This window comes from Rhodopila sp. (assembly GCF_035548095.1).
Classification (GTDB): Bacteria; Pseudomonadota; Alphaproteobacteria; order Acetobacterales; family Acetobacteraceae; genus Rhodopila.
On the sequence record NZ_DASZUV010000011.1, the window covers coordinates 122,951 to 139,946 of the forward strand.

Annotated in this window: 14 protein-coding genes; 5 read left to right on the top strand and 9 right to left on the bottom strand. The window is 66.2% G+C overall.

Going from position 1 to position 16,996, the window contains the following annotated elements; genetic code table 11:
* Positions 1–108: 108 nt before the first annotated feature.
* From VHC04_RS09935 to VHC04_RS09960, 6 genes are all read right to left on the bottom strand, one after another.
* The gene (locus VHC04_RS09935; RefSeq protein ID WP_325680600.1) at positions 109–1,227 is read right to left on the bottom strand and encodes a 5-methyltetrahydropteroyltriglutamate--homocysteine S-methyltransferase; all 1,119 of its coding nucleotides are present in this window, start codon (positions 1,225–1,227) and stop codon (positions 109–111) included.
* 19 nt (positions 1,228–1,246) lie between these two features.
* Complete coding sequence (locus VHC04_RS09940; protein WP_325680602.1) at positions 1,247–2,038, bottom strand: alpha/beta fold hydrolase; 792 nt, start codon at positions 2,036–2,038, stop codon at positions 1,247–1,249.
* Positions 2,039–2,120: 82 nt separating this feature from the next.
* Positions 2,121–3,365, bottom strand: a complete 1,245-nt coding sequence (locus VHC04_RS09945; RefSeq protein WP_325680604.1) for an oligosaccharide flippase family protein — start codon at positions 3,363–3,365, stop codon at positions 2,121–2,123.
* On the bottom strand, positions 3,362–4,987 hold the full coding sequence (locus VHC04_RS09950; RefSeq protein ID WP_325680606.1) for a hypothetical protein: 1,626 nt from the start codon (positions 4,985–4,987) through the stop codon (positions 3,362–3,364). Before VHC04_RS09950 ends, VHC04_RS09945 begins: the two co-directional genes overlap by 4 nt.
* Positions 4,977–5,963: a UDP-glucose 4-epimerase GalE gene (gene galE / locus VHC04_RS09955; protein ID WP_325680608.1), complete on the bottom strand. Its 987-nt coding sequence runs from the start codon at positions 5,961–5,963 to the stop codon at positions 4,977–4,979. Before galE ends, VHC04_RS09950 begins: the two co-directional genes overlap by 11 nt.
* Positions 5,964–5,969: 6 nt before the next feature.
* Positions 5,970–8,219, bottom strand: coding sequence for a GumC family protein (locus tag VHC04_RS09960; RefSeq protein WP_325680610.1), 2,250 nt, complete (start codon positions 8,217–8,219; stop codon positions 5,970–5,972).
* 778 nt (positions 8,220–8,997) lie between these two features.
* Between VHC04_RS09960 and VHC04_RS09965 the strand changes: the two genes are divergently transcribed.
* Genes VHC04_RS09965 through VHC04_RS09975 form a run of 3 tightly spaced genes read left to right on the top strand, consistent with a single transcriptional unit; the run spans position 8,998 to position 11,938 of the window.
* Positions 8,998–10,500, top strand: coding sequence for a L,D-transpeptidase family protein (locus tag VHC04_RS09965; RefSeq protein WP_325680612.1), 1,503 nt, complete (start codon positions 8,998–9,000; stop codon positions 10,498–10,500).
* Between the two features lie 41 nt (positions 10,501–10,541).
* Positions 10,542–11,126, top strand: a complete 585-nt coding sequence (locus VHC04_RS09970) for a polysaccharide biosynthesis/export family protein (RefSeq protein WP_325680615.1) — start codon at positions 10,542–10,544, stop codon at positions 11,124–11,126.
* 32 nt (positions 11,127–11,158) lie between these two features.
* Positions 11,159–11,938, top strand: a complete 780-nt coding sequence (locus VHC04_RS09975; protein ID WP_325680617.1) for a penicillin-insensitive murein endopeptidase — start codon at positions 11,159–11,161, stop codon at positions 11,936–11,938.
* A gap of 211 nt (positions 11,939–12,149) precedes the next feature.
* Here the strand turns inward: VHC04_RS09975 and VHC04_RS09980 are convergent, their stop codons facing one another.
* From VHC04_RS09980 to VHC04_RS09990, 3 genes are read right to left on the bottom strand one after another with little or no spacing between them, the layout of a single operon-like run.
* On the bottom strand, positions 12,150–12,935 hold the full coding sequence (locus tag VHC04_RS09980; protein WP_325680619.1) for an enoyl-CoA hydratase-related protein: 786 nt from the start codon (positions 12,933–12,935) through the stop codon (positions 12,150–12,152).
* Positions 12,935–13,786, bottom strand: coding sequence for a prephenate dehydratase (locus VHC04_RS09985; RefSeq protein ID WP_325680621.1), 852 nt, complete (start codon positions 13,784–13,786; stop codon positions 12,935–12,937). Before VHC04_RS09985 ends, VHC04_RS09980 begins: the two co-directional genes overlap by 1 nt.
* Entirely contained in the window at positions 13,783–14,535 is a 753-nt protein-coding gene (locus VHC04_RS09990) for a 3-deoxy-manno-octulosonate cytidylyltransferase (RefSeq protein ID WP_325680623.1), read from the bottom strand. The genes VHC04_RS09985 and VHC04_RS09990 overlap by 4 nt, the downstream gene beginning before the upstream one ends.
* A gap of 141 nt (positions 14,536–14,676) precedes the next feature.
* Here VHC04_RS09990 and VHC04_RS09995 point away from each other — a divergent pair, with 141 nt between their 5' ends.
* Together VHC04_RS09995 and VHC04_RS10000 are read left to right on the top strand one after the other, a co-directional pair.
* On the top strand, positions 14,677–15,480 hold the full coding sequence (locus tag VHC04_RS09995) for an inositol monophosphatase family protein (protein WP_325680625.1): 804 nt from the start codon (positions 14,677–14,679) through the stop codon (positions 15,478–15,480).
* A gap of 114 nt (positions 15,481–15,594) precedes the next feature.
* Positions 15,595–16,965 (top strand): plasmid partitioning protein, encoded by a 1,371-nt coding sequence (locus tag VHC04_RS10000; protein WP_325680627.1) that lies wholly within the window; start codon positions 15,595–15,597, stop codon positions 16,963–16,965.
* Positions 16,966–16,996: the final 31 nt, after the last annotated feature.

The window sequence follows — 16,996 nt, forward strand, 5'->3', positions numbered from 1 at the left end:
GGCGGCGAAAGCATGCCAGGGTCAGGTTGGCCCTAGCATGCCTGATCAACTCTTTGATCCAAGAGCGCGATTCACGCCTTCTCACCGCCGGCTTCAGGCGATCGCGCGCTAGATCCCGCCCCAGACCTCCCGCGCCACGTCGACGCACAGGGCCAGCTTGGCCCATTGTTCGTCCTCGGTCAGCGTGTTGCCTTCCTCGGTGGAGGCGAAACCGCATTGCGGCGACAGGGCCAGCTGTTCCAGCGGCAGATATTTCGCAGCCTCATCGATCCGGCGTTTCAGGTCGTCCTTGCTCTCCAGTGTTCCGGTCTTGCTGGTCACCAGACCCAGTACGACGATCTTCCGGCCGCGCGGCACGAAGCGGAGCGGTTCAAACCCGCCGGCGCGATCGGAATCGTATTCCATGAAATACGCATCCGAATCGATTTGATTGAACAAGACCTCCGCTACCGGCTCATAGCCACCCGAGGCAACCCAGGTCGACCGGAAATTGCCTCGGCACAGGTGCATGGAGATCGTCATCCCCGGTGGTTTTCCGGCGATCGCCCGATTGAGCATCCGAGCGTAAATGCTCAGCAGACCCTCGACATGCTCGCCCCGCGCGCGCAGGTTTGCGATCTGCTCCGGGTCGCAGAGATAGGCGATGTTGACCTCGTCCAGTTGCAGATAACGGCAGCCCGCAGCGCCAAAGGCCGCCACTGCGGCGTGATAGGCTTCGCCCAGGTCGTCGAAGAATGGCTCCAGCGTCGGATAGGCTTGGCGATCGATCGCATCACGGCCGCCTCGGAAATGTACGACGGACGGGGAGGGAATGGTCTGCTTGGGCACGGCGTTCCGGACATGGCTGGCCACGAAGCGGAAATCGTCGATCATGACGGGCTTCGACCACCCGATGCGCCCGTCCACCCGCAATTTGTGTGTCAACGGGATGCCGCCCTTGAACTGAATCTTTTCCTCGGGCTCGTAGATCTCGACGCCATCCAGACCTGAAACGAAATCATAATGCCAATAGGCGCGCCGGTATTCGCCGTCCGTTACCGCGCGCAGGCCGATCGATTCCTGCCTGGCGATTGCCGCGGTGATGCAGCGATCCTCGATCTCCCGCAGCGCCGGGGCGGACAACGTCCCCGCCTTCCAGGCGGATCGGGCGACCTGCAGCTCCTTCGGCCGCAGCAGGCTGCCGACATGGTCGGCCCGGAAGGGGGGTGTATCGTTCGCGTGAAACATCGGTGCCTCCCATGCGGCATCAGGGCCGCGACGCGGTCATCCAGTCGGTTACGGCTTTTACCACCGCCGCCGGCTGCTCCGGAATCAGCGCGTGGCTGGCGCCATCGATCAGCACCACCGTCACCCGATCGGCGCCCAGCTTGACACGGATGTCATCGCGGGTTTCCGGGGGCCGCCAGGGATCGTGCTCCGCCTGCAGATCAAGGATCGGTGCGGTGCCGGCATGCCACCAATCCTCGATGGGGGTTGCGGCGCCGGCGGCGCGCTGGCTGCGTGCGGCGGCCGGGTGCCAGTTGTGCAGCCAGGGAGATGGATCATGGCCTGGCGCGAAGAACGCCTTCCGCAAGGCCGATAATCGGGCCTGCCGCGGTTGGGTGGGGTCGCCGGCGATCGCCAGCGCTTCCCGCAGATCCGGGGCCAGGGTTCGAGCCGCGGCGGCGGCCAGGATCACACCACGCACCCGGTGGGGATGATCGGCAGCCAGGCAGCGCGCAACCCATTGGCCGAAGGCGTGACCCAGTACGAAGGCCGGACCACTGCCGTATTGCTCGATCGTTGCGGCAACGTCGCGGGCGTAGTCATGCAACGTCAGCCCTGCCATTGGTCCGACGCTGGCCCCCATACCGCGCGGCTGCGGGCGCAGCACCCGGAGCCCTTGCGCCGCGAAGCGCTCGGCTATGTCGTCGAAATCCTCGGAATCACGGGCGGCGGATGGCAGCATGACCAGGGTGGTGGGCGATGCCGGGTTGTCCCCGATCACGTCGATCCGGACAGTCCCGTACCTGACCGACACGCGGCGGCGTTGCGCCATGCTGTTTCCTCCGTGAGTCCACGGGTGACGCTACCGTCCCTCGACGCGGCATGAAAGCGGAGTTCCGGCCGCGAATGCGGCATTATCCATCCGCGCGGATCAGCCCGCCGCTGACAGGTCGGACAATCGGTACACCCAGCGCCCTGGCGTTGACCCACATCACGTATGGCAGGATCAGCATCTGGCTCACGGTCCATACTGCCACGGCATGCCAGGGATCGGCTGGCCGGACCAGCAGAACCCCGCCGCAGACCAGCATCAGGCTGGCAATGTTGCTGTACAGCGTGAACCGCGTCTGGCCCAACGCGACCAGGGCGACGCCGGACGGAAACACCAGCGTCGACACCGCCATCAGGCCTACCAGCGGCATGGCAGCCTGGCCGCCTGCCACCCAGTCCGGTCCCAGCAGCAGGGCCACCACCTCGGTCAGAATCAGGGCCAGAATGATACACAGCGGGAACATGAAACTCACCGCCCAGCGCAGCCAGCGATCTACCTGCGCCAGCATGCTGCGCCGGTCGTTCTGGTGCTCCGACAAGGCCGGCAGCATCAGCCGCCACATTGCCGTGAAAACGAGTTCCCGCACCGTATCCACCAGCCGGAACGCGATATGAACCTGGCCAAGGACGGTCGCGCCCGCGGTACCCCCGATCAGAACGGCAAAGACCCTGTAGCGCGCGATCAGCACGATGGTCGAGGCCGCCAGCGGGAGCCCGACCCGCAGCAGCGGCCGCACATCGGTCCAACGTAAAATCCAGTCCGGCCGCCAACCGCGTCCGATCAGCAAGGTCACCGCACCGACCAGGGATACGATCGCCTGTTGGCTGACCACTGCCCAGGCGCCCGCGCCGGCTGCCGCAGCCACGATACCCGTGCAGGTGCCAAGGCCCTGGCCGATCAGCGTGCGCAGTGCCAGGCTTCGATAGGCGCGTTCCCGAGTCAGCAGACCTTGAACCGTGCCCGCCGCGCCGACAACCGGCAGCGGCACCGCCAGCACCAGGCCCATCGGCACCAGGCGGGAGTCGTCGAGCAAACTTGCGAGGCCCCAGCCACCCGCCATCTGTAGAATCAGCGCCGCACAGCCGGTCGCCACGGAAGCCCAGAACGCGGATGACAGGACCGCCTGGTCGATCGACGCGCGTTGCACGACCGCATCGGCGAACAGGGCATTGACCACGACCCACAAGACAACGTGCAGGGCCACGGCCGATGCGCCGATTCCCATTTCCGACGGTCCGATGATCCGAGCGACCAGGATCGAGGTCAGCAGGGACAAGGCGCCGGAGACGGCCGCTTCCAATCCGGACCAGTAGGCGCCTTGCCTCATGGTGCGTGCTTTCCGGCGGCGGGGTGCGGCAGGATCGCGCGGAAGGGCGCCATTGATCCAACCGTCAGGAGAGTGGCGAACACCGGCAGCCACATGATCCGGCTCTGGTAGCGGCCATGCGGACCTGACAGCACACCGGTGACGGCGGCCGACAAAGGCAACACGCATAGTACGGCGATCAACAGTCCCAGCGTCAGCGAGCGTCGTCGCCAGGCGATCGGCAGCAGGATCACGCACGCGGCCACGCCGGCCAGCGCGGTGATCCTGTGCGTGATCATCAGCCAGGCCGGCAACGCCAATTGTCCTTGTTGCTGCCGCGCCCGGTCGTATCGCTCCACCTCCCTCACCGGAAAATCGTCGGTCATCCATGGTGTAACCTGCTTCGCCCACGGTTCCAGACCGTCCCCGCTGTCGAACTGGCCAAGCTGTCGCCCGGTATCGGCCAGCGCCGCCGCGAGAACCCGGCCCGGCTGGTGCCGCAGGGTTTCGGCAAGAATCCGACCGGCTTCGGCGGCCATGGCTTTCGGGCCGCCGGCTTGGTTCAGTGGGCTGTCCGATGTCCACAGAAAGCGGTCCGAATCCATCGGCAGACGATCTTGATATGCGCAAAGCCGCCAGCCCGCTTCGGGGCAGGCGTGCGCCAGTTCCGTGCTGACCGGCCCGTCCGCGATCAGGCGAGCGAGGTAGAAGACGCTGCCATAAGGCGACAGCGAAAACCGGTGATGGGCGGCCAGATTCATCCCGCATAGCGCCAGCGCGGCCAGCATCGGCACGAGAAGCGCCGGCAGCAGCAAGGCGGGGCGCAGATGCCGCAACCGCACGGCAAGCGCGGCAAGACCGGCGGCCAGCACCAGCGCCAGCGGCAGGCTTGATTGCTGGGATGCGGTCATGAAGGCGGCGACCGGCACCAGCAGCCACCGCTCCCGCGCGCTGATCCGGTCCGGTGTCCAGGCCAGGACGGTCATCAGCAATATCAGAAGAGGGGTGAAGAGGTCGGGCATCACCTCGCTGACCAGGAAGGGCAGCCATGTGAGTGCGGTGAGGAGCGCGATGCCAAGAAGGCCGCTTAGATACGCTGATCTGCACGGATATCCGCCGGCGGAGACCCGCCGATCGTGCTTTCCGCGCGGATCGTCATCCGCTGCCGGCGTACTAGGCGCCGGCCAGCGACCGATGCCTTTTTTAAAAAAGCAATGTGTTGAACAGGGATGCGCGAGCGGAAAGCGCGGATGGCGGGCCCGCTTCCGCCATAATGGGGAAGGCGGTGGCGGTTCAGCCGGATCGGCCGCCGATAGCGGCCCGCACAGGAAAACCCGGCACGTCAATGCCAGGACATAGACCGCGATAAGCGCCTGCACCGCAACGACCGGCCACAACGTGACGGTGGCATGCAGCGGCAGAATAAACAGGCTGTAGAAGACCGGCCGGTCCCATCCCGCATAGTGATGGACCGCTTGCGACAGATAGGTGCCCGTGTCGGCAAATACGATCGGATAGCGGTTCCACAGTGCCGGCCAGAGCAGCACCGCGCCGGTCAGGACCCACCACGGCGGTGTGGCACCTCGCAATGGCGAAGCGAGATCGCAACGATGACGCGCAGCGGCAGGGGGGTCAGTCGCCATAGCCCTCCGGATGTGCTTTTCGCCACGCGAGCGCGGTTCGCACGATCGTATCCAGATCGCTCAGCGCCGGTCGCCAGCCCGCCGCCTTGGCGCGGTCGCATGCGGCCACCAGCACCGCGGCATCGCCGCTGCGTCGCGGTGCGATCCGATAAGGCACGCGCAGGCCGGATGCCCGCTCGACCGCCGCGATGACCGCGCGAACGGACTGGCCATTGCCGTTCCCCAGGTTCCAGACCAGGGAGCCATTATCAAGCTGCCGCAGGGCCAGCAGATGGGCCTGTGCCAGATCCGAGACATGCACATAATCCCGAATGCAGGTGCCGTCCGGCGTGTCGTAGTCATCGCCGAACACATCCAGCGCAGGCCGCCGTTCCAGCGCGGCATCAATCACCAGCGGGATCAGATGCGACTCCGGGCGATGATCCTCGCCCAGTTCCCCTTCGGGGTCGGCGCCGGCGGCGTTGAAGTAGCGCAGGCAGGCATGGCGCAGCCCATGCACCTCGCCGGCCCAGCGCAATGTGCGCTCGATCATCCATTTGGTGTCGCCGTAAACCGATTGCGGATCGATCGGCGCGGTTTCGGGAATGGGCGCATCGTCGACGACGTTGAACAGCGCAGCGGTCGAGGACAGCACGAAACGTGGCACGCCGTGGCGGAGGCAGGCATCGATCAGGCGCATGCCGTTGCCGACATTGTCGATCAGGTAGCGCATCGGCATCCGCATGCTTTCGCCGACCTGCGACAGGGCGGCGAAATGGAAGACCGCGTCGAACCGCCCGAGGGAGAACACCTCCTCCAGCACGCCGACATCGGCCAGATCCGCTTGAACAAACCGAACCTGCGGCGGCACGGCGGCACGATGGCCGGTTCGCAGGTTGTCCAGAACCGTGACCGCCGATCCCTGGCGCACCAGCTCCTTCACCAGATGGCTGCCCACGAAACCGGCCCCTCCGGTCACCAGGATCGATCCGGTCATGCACCGCTATCCTTCATAATAAGCCTTGTAGCGGTGATGATATACCTCGCCATCGGCATAGCCCGAACGCCGGTGCGTCCGTGGATCAAGCCGCGTCAGCACGGCGCCAACGACATTGGCGTGCGCGTCGGCCAGCAGCTCCAGCGCATTCAACAGGCTGGCGCGCGGCGTCGACCGCCAGCGCACGCACAGCAGCGTCGCATCCGCCGCTGCGGCCACCACCCGCGCTTCCGTCATCGCCTGGGCCGGTGGGGCGTCCAGCAGCACCAGGTCGTATTCGGCACGGACGCCGGATAACAGGGCACCGAACCGCTCCGATAGGAAAAGGCCCAGCACATCGCCGCTGGGTCGGCCGGAGGGAACGAAGCCCATCCCTGTTAATGGATCCTCCTGCACGCAGTCGCGCCAATCCGCGTCGCCACGCAGGATTTCTGCCAGACCAGGCGGCGGTGAGGGCGCCACCCGGCCGGTGAGCCGGCGGATGAAGGACGGCCGCCGCAGATCGCACTCGATCGCGAGCACCCGTTCCCCACGCAGTTGCGCTTCCCGCCCCAGCGCCAGGGTAACGATGGATTTGCCTTCGGCCGGCCGCGCGGCGGTAACCGCCAGAATGCGCGGCTGCACGCGCCCGGGGTTGGCGCCCATGAAGCGCAGGCCGGCGCGCAAGGCGCGCACCTGCTCTGCAAACGGAGACAAGGGCCGCCGCGCCGCATAGTCCTGGATCGTGACATGTCCCAGTGCTCGCCGGCTGACCTCCGGCAGACGGGCGAAGCAGGGGAGCCCGGTTACGGTCCGGATCTCGTCGCCGCTGCGCAGCGTGCTGTCCGCCAGGTGCAGCACGTAGACCAGCATCAAGCCGAGGAACACCCCGCCTGCGGACGCTGCCGCCATGACCGGCACCGTACGGGGGGAGCTGGGCTGGGTCGGCGGCAGTGCCTGGGAAATTTCATGGGCCTCGGAGCTTTCCACGGCCGCCTGCTGCGCGGTCTGCTGCTGCCGCTCTAATACCGCCTGCAACTGTGCGCGTTCTGCCGAGAGGTCGCGGCTCATGGCGTCGAGAGGAATCTCCTCGCGCGCGGTTCGTGCTTCTTCTTCCTGAGCCATGCGGAACTGCGCTTCCAGGGCCGCGACACGCTCCGCCGCGGTGTGCTGTTCCGCCTCTGTTGCGGCGATGACGCGTGCCGTCTCGGCTTTCAAGGCACGATCCGCTTCCGCGTATTGGCGGCTGAGACCCTGTGCTTCGGGATGCGCGCCGCCGAGCCGGGTCTGCTGCGACTGGATCTGGGCAGCGAGGCGTTCGAGCTGCGTCCGGAGCGACACGACGGAAGGGGAGATGGCGGCGAGGGCGGCGGCGCCAGCGTTGCCACGAGCGGCATCCAGGCGGCCGTTGGCGCTGGCCAGATCGCTGCGGGCCTTCACCAGATCCTCCGTCAGATGGGTGATTTCCTCGCTATCGGAGCTGGCATGCATGCCGCGTGACAACCCGTGCCGGCTACGGTAGGCGGCAACGTCGCTTTCCAGCTTCTGCACATTGTCACGCAGGATTCTGGCCTGCTCATCCAGCAGGCGGCTGGCCCGGTCGACCAGGATGTGTTTCGCGCGGTACTGATCCTTGATGTAGACGTCCATCGCATTGTTCACCGCGGCGGCGGCCGTTAGCGGATCCTGGGCGGTGAAACTGACCTCGATGACGTGGGAGGCGTGGATCGGCGTGGCGTGCAGAGCGGTGCGAACCGCCATCATCGTCTGCTCCCGCGCGCGATCCAGGGTCGGGCCATAGACCGGTTGTTCTGGGATCGGTTCGGTGTCCATGCCCAGCAGATCGCCTAGGCTTCGCTTCAACCGGGCCAGCGTGCCCGGTCGGCGGAGAGCCGGGTTGAATTCGGCCGACGTATAAAGATTGCCGCGCTCCGCGACGCTTTGGGCGATGTGCAGGCTTTGCAGCAACTCCGCCTGGCTGGCCATGATCGCGTCGGTGGTCGGATCGGTGCGCAGGATGCTTTGCATCTCCCGCAGGGTGAACACGGCCGGTTCGTAGATGAGCGAGCCGGACGCGGTGTAGAGCGGCGTCACCTGGCGGAGCATGATCCAGGCGGTAAGGGGGATCAGAATGACGGTCGCGGCCAGGATCGGGCGGCGCTGCCGCAGGGCCGCCAGAAAGGCGGGAATGGTCAGCCGCGCCTTGTCGGCGTCCCGGACGATGCCTGGGTCAGCGCCTGCTGGCAGGCCTTGATACCGGGTCGGATTGTCCAGCATCCGCGACTGCGAGCCTCTTGCTCCTGCGCGTGGAAGTCGGGCGCGCCGTTTTGGTCGGGGATGGGTTTACGGTCGTATTTGTTAAGAAAAGGCTAACGAGGAGCCCGGACGCGATCGGGCTTCGGATCATGGTCCGGTTCGAAAATCCCAACGATGGACAGGGGCGGAAACGATTTCGCCGCCTCCGGGTTCCGGAGACGGCGAAATCGTCTGCTGTTCAGCTTCGTGGCCGAAACCCCGACCAGCTGCCGGAACAGGAAACAGACATCAGTTGGATCGCGTCCACATGCGGCCTGGACGCAGATGGTTTCCCATCACTTTCGCGTAATACAACCTTTCGGCCGCTCAAGGACAACACATCAATCACCGGCGAAGCGTGGTCGTCCATGACTCACGCTTCACGGTGATCGGTTGTTAGCCGCGGGCTGGCGGAACCGGCGGCGGGGGCGGCGGCGCCGGGGCAGGGGCGGGGGTCGGCGGGGGCGGCGGCGGAGGTGCCGGGTGCGAGCATGCGGCGAGGAGTGCCGCAGGAATCACAACGGCAGCCATCGCTACACGGCGGATCAATCCGTGACGACGCACTGTTTCGGAAGCGGTAACCATCCGGTACTCCTCTATCGAGTTGCTCGTAGACACGAGAAAAATTTAAGGCCAATTCTTGGTGGAGAGTCAAACTGCAAGTTGCGTAAGCCGGCGAGGGTCGAACAGTGGCAGTCGAAGAGTGGTACGGGTGCCCACGCCGGCGCGCGAGGTGGGCTTGGATGGTCGGAAGCCGTTGATGCCCGCCCTGGCTCAATCGCTCCGGTGCGCCAGAACGGTGATTGGCGCGGTCGCGCTCGCCGCGCTGTGCGCGTTGGCCGGGTGCGGCTCAAACCATCCCCCGGAAGCGGTCGCCATGCCGGCGCTGCATCCGAAAACTCAGCTTGCCACCTTGGCCTATGGCCGGTCGGCACCCGTCATTGGCGGTGAGCGCCTGCACGCAGAGCTGCTCCAGCGCTTCTACGCGCGCCACGGCTTTGAGCCTGTCTGGACGACCCGGCAAGCACAGGCGAATGCGCTGGTGGACGCCGTGCTCCGGGCTGGCGATCAGGGCCTCGATCCGGAATTGTTTCACGCAACCTTGTTGCAGCACCGGGCAGCCTTGCCACCGATCGATCGCGAATTGTTGTTGTCGGATGCTTTCCTGTCTTATGCGGATGCGCTTGCGCGGGGGGCTGTGCCGGTCGAACGCCGCAGAGACGACGAGACGTTGGCCCCGGAACCAATCAATGTCGCGGCCGTATTGGACGATGCAATCGACAGCCGCGATCCGGCGTCTGTGATCGAGGCGCTGGCGCCGACCACACCGACCTACCAGGCGCTGCGTCAGGCCTTGCAGAAATACCGGCCGGCCGCCCTAGCCGGCGACAAGGCCGCGATCGACCGCGTACGCATGATAGAAGTCAACCTCGAACGCCAACGTTGGCTGCCGCGACCACTGCCGCCCGATCGTGCATGGGTCAATATCGCCGATGAACGGCTGGTGCTGTATCGCGACGACCAGCCGGTCTTTTCATCCCGCGTCGTGGTCGGTCAGGACTCCCGGCACAATCAGAGCCCCGAGTTCCGCGCGACGATCGACGCGAGTTTCTTCAACCCGCCATGGGTCGTACCGCGCGACATTGTCATTGCCGAGATCCTGCCGAAGATCAGCAGCGACCCGGACTACCTGACCCGGAACAGGATGGTGATGCTGGCCAGCGGCGAGGTTGAACAGCTGCCGAGCCCCGAGGCGGGGTTGGGACTGGTCATGTTCGACATGCCGAACCGGTTCGATGTTTACCTGCACGACACACCGGATCGACAAATTTTCAACCGCGACAACCGCCGCATCAGCCATGGCTGCATCCGGGTGCAGAATCCGCTTCAGTTCGCGGCATTGCTGCTGCGGCAGCCGATCGGCTCGGTCAATCAAGGGATCGCGCAAGGGATCGCGAAGGCCAGCACCACGAGACATGAACTGCCGAAGCCGGTGCCCGTGTTCGTCGTCTATCAGACCGCGTTTGCCGACACGGACGGAACGCTGCAGTTCCGGCCGGATTTCTACAGCCGGGACGCGGCGATCTGGCAACAGCTGCACAAGCCCGGATCGGAACCTGTGGCGCCGGTGACTAAACACCCGGTGTCGCTTGCATCGGCCTCGTCAGGATCGGCCCCGTCAGGATCGGCCCCATTGGGATCAGTTAAGCCAAAGTCGCCTGCTAAAAAGGCGGGATACGTCCGCCGATTAACCAAATCTTAAGGAGCTGCGTGTATTCGGACCTCGCCGGGAATTCCGGTGACGTGACGTCAACCCTAAAACAGGGTTTGCCCCCGGTGCTGGTTCGCGCTGCCGTGCTGTTGTGCCTGGTGCTGTCCGCCTGTTCCCCAGGCGGCAGCCTGCCGGACCTGCCAACCACGCAACCGGGAGCCTACCGTCTGGGCCCCGGGGACGTGGTGAGGCTGATCACCTTCGGCGAGGACTCGCTGACCGGCGAATTCCGCGTCAGCGACAGCGGCACCATCGCCCTGCCGCTGCTCGGCCCCGTCCACGCCGCCAGCCTGTCCACGGACCAGCTCGGCCAGCAGGTCAGCCAGGCGTTGATGAAAGCCAACCTGCTAAAGTCGCCATCGGTGTCTGTCGAGATCATCGCGTATCGCCCGATCTTCATCCTCGGAGAGGTCAGCAAGCCAGGCCAGTATCCCTACCAGCCCGGCATGACCGTGGTGACAGCGGCGGCCGTCGCCGGCGGGTTCACCTACCGGGCGGTGGACGACTATGCTGCGGTGGTGCGCACCCAGGACGGAGTCGCGATAGAAGGCAAGGCCTACCGGCAAAGCTTCATCCAGCCTGGGGACGTGGTCACGGTCCTGGAACGCAGATTTTGATCCATCATCTGGTTGCCGGTTGCCTCGTTCTGATGTTGTCCACGGTTTCGGCCCTGGCGGGCTACGGGCCGGCGCCTGGTCCGCTGCGCGTCATCGGCGGTGGCAAGGGTGGCGGCTGTATCGCGGGGGCTGTCGAGCTTCCAGCGCAGGGCACCGGCTTTCAGACCATCCACATGAGCCGCAGCGACTTCTGGGGCGCGCCGGGCACCATCGCTGGGCTGGAGATGCTGGCGCGGCAGGCAAGCGCGGCCGGGCTGCCCAGCTTGCTGATCGAGGACATTTCCCATCCCCGAGGCGGACCGATGCAGGGCGGCCATATCAGCCACCAGATCGGTGTCGATGCCGACGTCGGTCTGGACATGCGTCCGCGCCCGCCGATCCAGGCTGCGCAGCTGGAGACCGTCGAATTGGCCAGCATGGTGCGACCGGATGGACGGGATATCGATCCGTCGGTCTGGTCGGCGCGCGTGATTACGTTGCTGCGGTTGGCAACGGCCGTGCCAGGCGTCGACCGCGTGCTTGTCAACCCGGCAATCAAGCAGGCGTTGTGTCGCGATGTCAGCGGGGACCGGACATGGCTGCGCATGATCCGCCCCTGGTGGGGCCACGCGGCCCATATGCATATTCATTTCCGCTGCCCGCCCGGCCAGTCCGAGTGTCAGGACATCACCCCGATCCCGGCCGGCGACGGGTGCGACGAGACCTTGGCCTGGTGGTTCACGCAACTGGATCGGCCACCTGCAAAGCCCGGCCGGCCGCCGAAACCGCTGCCGCTGCCGGCCGCGTGCAAGGCGATTTTGAGCGGGCGGTAGAGCGAGCCGACGCCGGTCGGCCAACCTGCCTGCCTACGGGCCGGGAAAGGTGTGATCTCGGCCGGCAATGCGCCGATCGGAGAAGCGGTTTGTGGAGCGATCTGCTTGACGCGGCTGCGAAATCCACGATGCCTCGCCGTCCGCCTACGCGTCAGGGCGCAGATATCTTGCCGTCTTTGCCAACCGCCGGCTGCTGACGTGAGAACGCCGGTCAATGCGGCCGATAGCGTGGCACCCGTTTCTCCCGAAACGCCTGGACACCCTCGGCGAAATCGGCCGACCGCCCGGCTTCACCCTGGAGTCGTGCCTCGAGGTCCAGTTGCTGATGCAACGTATTGCTGGGCGCGGCGGCGAACAGCGTCTTGATCCCGGCTATCGCTTCAGCCGGCGCGGCCACCATCCGCAGCGCCAGCACCTCGGCCTCCGCCATCAGGTCCGTGTCATCGACGGCTCGCCAGATCATTCCCCACGCCGCGGCCTGCTCCGCCGGAACCGCATCGCCCAGCAGCGCCAATGCCCGGCCGCGCACATCGCCGACGCTGCGCGACAGGAACCAGCTGGCGCCGCTGTCCGGCACCAGCCCGATCCGCACGAAGGCCTGCACGAAGCTGGCCGACTTCGCCGCCAGCACAAAATCACAGGCCAGCGCGAAGCTCGCGCCGGCCCCCGCCGCCACGCCATTCACCGCCGCGATGAATGGCAGGCGGGAGGCGCGGATGCGCCGCACCGCCTCGTGATGCCAGGTATCCGCCAGCTGCCGCAAATCAGGCGGCCCAGCCTCGGTCGGCATCACATCGGCGCCAAGCTCCTGTCCCGCGCAGAAACCTCGCCCGGCGCCCGTGAGCACCACGGCGCGAATGGCCGAATCCGCCTCGGCGGCGTCGATCGCGGAGATCAGGCGATCGATCATCGCCGGCGCCAGGGCATTCATCATCGCCGGCCGGTTCAGGACGATCTTGCGCCAGCCATCATGCGTCTCGACCAGAATATCGTCCATCAGTCGCCATTTCCCTGGGCCAGTCGGAACGCCGCCTGCGGATAGACGCCCAACACCTTCACCTCGGTGGAGAAGAACGACAGCTCCTCCAGCGCGCGGCGCAGCGGCGGCTGTTCCGGGTGGCCTTCCACGTCACACAGGAACTGTGTGGCGGCGAAATGACCGTTGATCATGTAGCTTTCCAGCTTCGTCATGTTCACGCCGTTGGTGGCGAAGCCGCCCAGCGCCTTGTACAGGGCGGCCGGAACGTTACGGACCCGAAAGACAAACGTCGTCATCAGGTTCGGCATGCGCGGGTTCGGCTCCTGCCGGTTCGGCGCGACCACATAAAAACGGGTGGTGTTGTGCGCCGCGTCCTCGACATTCTCGCGCAGGATATCCAGCCCATAGGTTTCCGCGGCCAGGGCGGAGGCGACCGCCGCATCCTCCTTCTTCCCCCATTGCGCCACGAGCTGTGCCGATCCGGCGGTATCGGCCTCCACCACGGCGGAGACATTCAGTTCCGCCAGCAGCCGGCGGACCTGCCCCAGGGCGACGGGGTGGGAGTGGATGCGCTTGATATCGGGGATCACGGCGCCGGGTACGCCCAGCAGGCAATGCTCCACGCGCTGAAACCATTCACCGATGATGTACAGGCCGGAGCCCGGCAGCAGATAATGGATGTCGGAGACCCGTCCGGCCAGGCTGTTCTCACACGGCAGCATGCCCAACGCGGCGGTGCCGTCTCGGACGGCATCGATCGCCGCCTCGAACGAGGCGCAGGGCAGGGTGGTCATTTCCGGATATGCGGCACGGCAGGCCAGATCCGAATAAGCGCCAGGGACGCCCTGGAACGCGATCACCTTGCTCATGTGCGGGATACCGCCGCGCCGGGCGCCATCAGGGCACGCGCTCGTTCCAGGTCCTCGGCCGTATCGACCCCGAACGGGCCGTGCTCCATGCGCGCGCAGGCGATCCGCATGCCATTCTCCAGGGCCCGCAGCTGTTCCAAGCTCTCGCGTTGCTCCAGCGGGCTTGGCGGCAGCGAGACGAAGCGATCCAGTGCGGCACGGCGATAGGCATAGATGCCGACATGGTGCCAGCGCGGGCCCAGGCCCCAGGGGATCGCGACGCGGGAGAAATACAGCGCCGGCGCGACGGTTTCGCCCTCCTTGAACGCGCAGGCTGCCTTGACGAAGGAGACTGTCGTGGCCTCGATCTCGTCACGGATCGGCACCACCAGCGTGCCGATATCGATGCCCGGATCGTGCAGCGGCGTCACCACAAGGCGCAGGCCGGCGGGGTCGAGCGTTGGGAAATCGCCCTGCAGGTTGACCACGACGTCGTGTTTGCCATCGGGGTCCAACTCTGCCAGCGCCGCGTGCACGCGATCCGACCCCGACGGCAGCGCCGGATCGGTCAGCACGGCCCGGCCGCCATAGGCGCGAACCGCCTCGGCGATCTCCGGATCGCCGCAGGCGACGGCGACGGGGCCGATACCCGCCTCCCGGCCACGATCCAGCATATGGACGACCATCGGTTTGCCGCAGATATCGGCGAGCGGCTTGTTCGGCAGCCGCGTGGAAGCCATGCGGGCGGGAATGACGACGATCGGGTTCACGGGGACGGTTCCTGGGCGGCGGTGGCAGGCCGAGCGGCGGTTGAAGGGCGGGTGACCGGCCCCTATGGTCGGCGCAGTCTACGAATGCGGTCGCATGGGCGCAACGCCGCCTGGCCGGCCTTGTGGCGGAAAGGGACGGTTGTGGACGACGATATCGACATTTGGCTCGCGGCGGCGCTGGCCGCCGCGGACGCCGCGCGGGACGTGATCCGCCCGTTCTTCCGGACCGCGGTGCCAGCCGACCAGAAGGCGGACCAGTCGCCGGTGACGATCGCCGATCGCAATGCCGAGATGGCGATGCGCGCGGTGCTGAACCAGCGCTGCCCCGGCCATGGCATCCTGGGTGAGGAGTTCGGGCTGGAACGCCCCCGCGCGGCGCTGCGCTGGGTGCTGGACCCGATCGACGGCACGCGGGCATTCATCACCGGGCGGCCGACGTTCGGTTCACTGATCGGCCTCCTTGAGGGGGAGACACCGGTACTGGGAATCATCGACCAACCGGTCACCGGGGAACGCTGGGTCGGCGTGCGTGGCCGACCGACCGTTTTCACCGGTTTTCTGGGTGGCCGGTCCGGCACGCGAGCCTGCCCCGCGCTGGCACAGGCGGAATTGTCCGCTACCAGTCCGGAAATGTTCGGCGCCGCCCTGCCGCATTTTCAGCGTCTGGCGGGGCAGACCCGCCGCAACTACTGGGGCGGCGACTGCTACGCGTATGGACTGCTGGCGCTGGGGCATATCGACGTCGTTGCGGAGTGCGGCCTGAAACCCTGGGACTGGGCGGCGCTCGTGCCCGTCGTCGAGGGCGCCGGCGGGCGGATTACGGATTGGTCGGGACAGACCTTGCGCAGCGACGGGGACGGAAGGGTGATCGCGGTCGGGGATCCGACGTTGCTGCATGCGGTGGTGGCGGCGCTGATGGAGGGGGATGCGCAACTTACCGCGTAGCCCCTTGCCGCGATGGGGAAAGCGATCCTGGGCGCGGCCGCCTGATCGATGGCTCGTCGCGCCAGCTGAACGATTTCACTGCTGCCGTACGGGCGCCCTGCCAGACTGCCGCTCATGACGACCGAGGCACGCGACATATCCCCGCGAACCATCCTGGCCTGGACTCTGGCGATCATCGTCTGGCTGTCCGCACCCGTCCGGGCGCAGACGCTTGGAGCCTATGACGCGGCGCTGACCGAGACGTCGATTTCCGGCATTTCCTCCGGTGCCTATATGGCGGTGCAATTCGCCACCGCATGGTCTTCCTTCGTCAAGGGCGTCGGCGTGATCGCCGGCGGACCGTATGGCTGCTCTGGCGGATCGGCGGCGACCGCGCTTAGTACGTGCATGGACGGTCAGCCGGCCGCCAACATGTCCGCCTTGTCGAAACTGCCCGACCGGCTGGCAGCCAAGGGCCAGATCGACAGCCCCACCCATATCGCCACCCAGAAGATCTACCTGTTCAGCGGCTATAACGACGCGGTTGTAAATCGGTCGGTCACCGATTGGCTGCAAGCGCTCTATGAGAAGCGTCTCGCCGGCCATGCCGGAAATCTGTTCTATCAGACCGCGATCGGTGCGGGACATGCACAGGTCACACTGGATTTCGGCGGTGCCTGCTCCGAGAACGGCGGCGACTATATCAACAGATGCCACTACGACCAGGCCGGCATCCTCTTGCAGCATATCTATGGTGCTCTGAACCCGCCGAACCGGGGAACCTTGATCGGCACGCTGATCTCGTTCGACCAGGGCGCCTATACCGCACCGGCGAAACCGGCGGATGAAAGCATGGGGGCCAAGGGCTTCCTCTTCGTTCCGGCGGATTGCGCCGCCGGTGCTGCCTGCCGCGTGCATGTGGCGCTGCATGGATGCAAGCAGTCCTATGACACGATCGGCGATGCGTTCGTGCGTCATGCTGGATACAACGAGTGGGCCGACACGAACCATATTGTCGTCCTGTATCCGCAGACCACACCCAGCAACGGCATCGCGCCTTTCTTCGGCATCACCAACCCCGACGGGTGCTGGGATTGGTGGGGCTACCTGGATCCGGATCCGACCACGACGCCGCGCTTCCTGACCAAAACAGGACCGCAGATCGCCGCGTTCAAACGCATGATCGACCGGCTGACGAGCGCCGCCAAGCCGCCGGAGCGCGCCACCGCGCCAGCCGCGCAGACCCTGGTGGCGACCGATGCCTCGGATACCGCTATCGCGCTGGCGTGGACGCGAGTGCCGGACGCCCAGGCCTATGAGGTGTTCCGGAGCGCGCCGGGCGATGCCGCGACCGTGAACATCGCTACCGTCACCGGCCTGAGTTTCGGCGATAGTGGCCTGAAGCCGGCTTCGACATACAGCTATCAAATACGGCCGGTGCTATCGTTCGGCCCTGGCCCGCTGACATCTCCGGTGATGCAGCGGACACGTACCAGCCCCCCATGAGCACCGGCCTGTCCCGCCGCGCGACCGCGGG

Excerpts from the sequence above, each read along its gene's own strand:
- galE (WP_325680608.1), bottom strand. The coding sequence starts at position 5,963 with ATGACCGGATCGATCCTGGTGACCGGAGGGGCCGGTTTCGTGGGCAGC.
- VHC04_RS09960 (WP_325680610.1), bottom strand. The coding sequence starts at position 8,219 with ATGCTGGACAATCCGACCCGGTATCAAGGCCTGCCAGCAGGCGCTGAC.
- VHC04_RS09985 (WP_325680621.1), bottom strand. The coding sequence starts at position 13,786 with ATGAGCAAGGTGATCGCGTTCCAGGGCGTCCCTGGCGCTTATTCGGAT.
- VHC04_RS10000 (WP_325680627.1), top strand. The coding sequence starts at position 15,595 with ATGACGACCGAGGCACGCGACATATCCCCGCGAACCATCCTGGCCTGG.
- VHC04_RS09965 (WP_325680612.1), top strand. The coding sequence starts at position 8,998 with ATGCCCGCCCTGGCTCAATCGCTCCGGTGCGCCAGAACGGTGATTGGC.
- VHC04_RS09950 (WP_325680606.1), bottom strand. The coding sequence starts at position 4,987 with ATGGCGACTGACCCCCCTGCCGCTGCGCGTCATCGTTGCGATCTCGCT.
- VHC04_RS09940 (WP_325680602.1), bottom strand. The coding sequence starts at position 2,038 with ATGGCGCAACGCCGCCGCGTGTCGGTCAGGTACGGGACTGTCCGGATC.
- VHC04_RS09980 (WP_325680619.1), bottom strand. The coding sequence starts at position 12,935 with ATGGACGATATTCTGGTCGAGACGCATGATGGCTGGCGCAAGATCGTC.
- VHC04_RS09935 (WP_325680600.1), bottom strand. The coding sequence starts at position 1,227 with ATGTTTCACGCGAACGATACACCCCCCTTCCGGGCCGACCATGTCGGC.
- VHC04_RS09975 (WP_325680617.1), top strand. The coding sequence starts at position 11,159 with ATGTTGTCCACGGTTTCGGCCCTGGCGGGCTACGGGCCGGCGCCTGGT.
- VHC04_RS09945 (WP_325680604.1), bottom strand. The coding sequence starts at position 3,365 with ATGAGGCAAGGCGCCTACTGGTCCGGATTGGAAGCGGCCGTCTCCGGC.